Origin of the sequence: Mesorhizobium sp. BR115XR7A (assembly GCF_020165315.1) — a bacterium.
Taxonomy (GTDB): Bacteria; Pseudomonadota; Alphaproteobacteria; order Rhizobiales; family Rhizobiaceae; genus Mesorhizobium; species Mesorhizobium australicum.
In genome coordinates this window covers 1-1867 of the sequence record NZ_JAIUHW010000039.1, presented here as the reverse complement: position 1 = coordinate 1867, position 1867 = coordinate 1, and the positions used below count along the sequence as shown (strand labels likewise).

General features: G+C 60.7%; 1 pseudogene. It reads left to right on the top strand.

The window, feature by feature from the left end:
- Window positions 1-1867 (top strand): annotated as a pseudogene (locus LB557_RS31465) (hypothetical protein); the annotation flags it as partial.

The following is a 1867-nucleotide window of genomic DNA, read 5'->3' as shown; positions in this document are numbered from 1 at the left end:
GCGTGTCGGACGCTTTCGCAACATCTGGGCACGCCGGAGTTCAGGCCCCCGCTCCGCCAGTCTTGGCTGCCAGCCAACAGCAGATCCGGCCCTCGCCGGATGCGCTTGACCAAGGCAACCACCTGCCACCCCAGGGGGGCATCATCAACAACGAACATTCCACAGCGCTGTTCCCGCCGGCGAAGAGGCAGAGGGCCGTGGATAGGCCGCAAGCCGTCGCCATTCAGCAGCAGCCGAGCGAAATCGGCAATTCAGGCGGCCGCATGCCGATGCAGCCCCCCATGCGGCAATTGGGTGAATTGCCATTGCAAGGGGTACCGGTTCAAGGGACAGGGTCCGAACACATCGGAAGGCTGCATGCGGGAGCCGCGCCCTCAGCAAGGTCCGAGGCGCCCCCGGCTGCGATCGAGGACTTCATAAACGTTTCTATCGCCGTCCCCCAAGGCTTCTCCCATGGGACTCAACGCGTCCCAGACGCGATGCTCTCTTCCTTGGACCGCCCTGGCCCCTTGCCGGATGCTGGCCAAGCGCGGCAAGCGGTCTTTGAGCAGCACGTGGCCGAGCCGCGCCGAGCCGACCCCGTTGCGAGTGGCGCCCGTGCTTCCCGCTATCACCATCTGTCCGGCGAACACCGGGACCTTATTGATAGAGCGATCGCCCACTCCCAGGAAAAATATAACGAGACCACGGCCCGAAAATACACGTTTGCACTTCGCCGGTTGGCGAATGATCTCAGCGCTCGTGGCCAAGCGACCGATCTAAGAAATCACAAATCCCTGGTCGATCACGTCGGTGCTTTCTTTCCGAAAGACGTTGATATGAAGAGCGCGTTGAAGGCCCTGCGTGCCTATCATGAGCCGGGCTATTCAGCGACTGCTGGCGGCCCTGCTGCCAGCTATCCCCATCTGTCCGCCGAACACCGGGATGTTATTGATAAGGCGATTGACCGCGCTGCGGCTCAGCAAAACCAGAGCGCGGACACGCTGCGAATATACTCGAATGCGCTTCGCCGATTGGCGAATGATCTCGGCGCTCGTGGCCAAGCGACTGATCTAAAAAATCACCAATCCCTGGTCGATCACCTCGATACTTTCTTTCCGAATGACCAGAGCATTAAAACGGCGTTGAACGTCCTACGTGCGTATCATGATCCGGGCTACGCAGCGACTGGCTGGTGGCCAGCGGCGGTGCCTTCAAAGCCAGATGCGCGTATCTTGGAAAAATTAAGCAGTGACAGCGAGTTGGCCTTAAGCACCCGTGTCGTCTATGGTCGACTTCTTCGCAGATTTTCTGAGGAGCTTGAGAGTCGGGGCCAGACGATCTCTGGGCTGGATCACAAGTCGCGGACCGAACTCGCCGAGGCGTTGTTTCCAGGCAACAAGAAACTCCGCTTGGCGCTGCAGCGGGTTCACAATGCGGAGGTTCCCGAGGCCTTGCGGCCGCTGTTCGATAATCGAGCTCACAAGCCGCCAACCAATCCAGAGGAGCTTCTGCGACTGGAACAAGAGTTCCGCGAAGTGCTTCAGCAGCGGCAGGATGATCAAGCCACCTCGTCTTCTTTCAGCGCGCAGGTTCCCGAGGCGCTCCGGCCGCTGGTCGATGATCGAGCTCACCAGCCGCCAACCAATGCAGAGGAGCTTCTGCGACTGGAACAGGGGCTCCGCGAAGTGCTTGAGCAGCGGCAGGGTGATCAAGCCACCTCGCCTTCGCTCAACAACCCAGGGATGCGTGCTGGACCGGAGGACCCCAATAGAAGCGTGTCGGACGCTTTCGCAACATCTGGGCACGCCGGAGTTCAGGCCCCCGCTCCGCCAGTCTTGGCTGCCAGCCAACAGCAGATCCGGCCCTCGCCGGATGCGCTTGACCA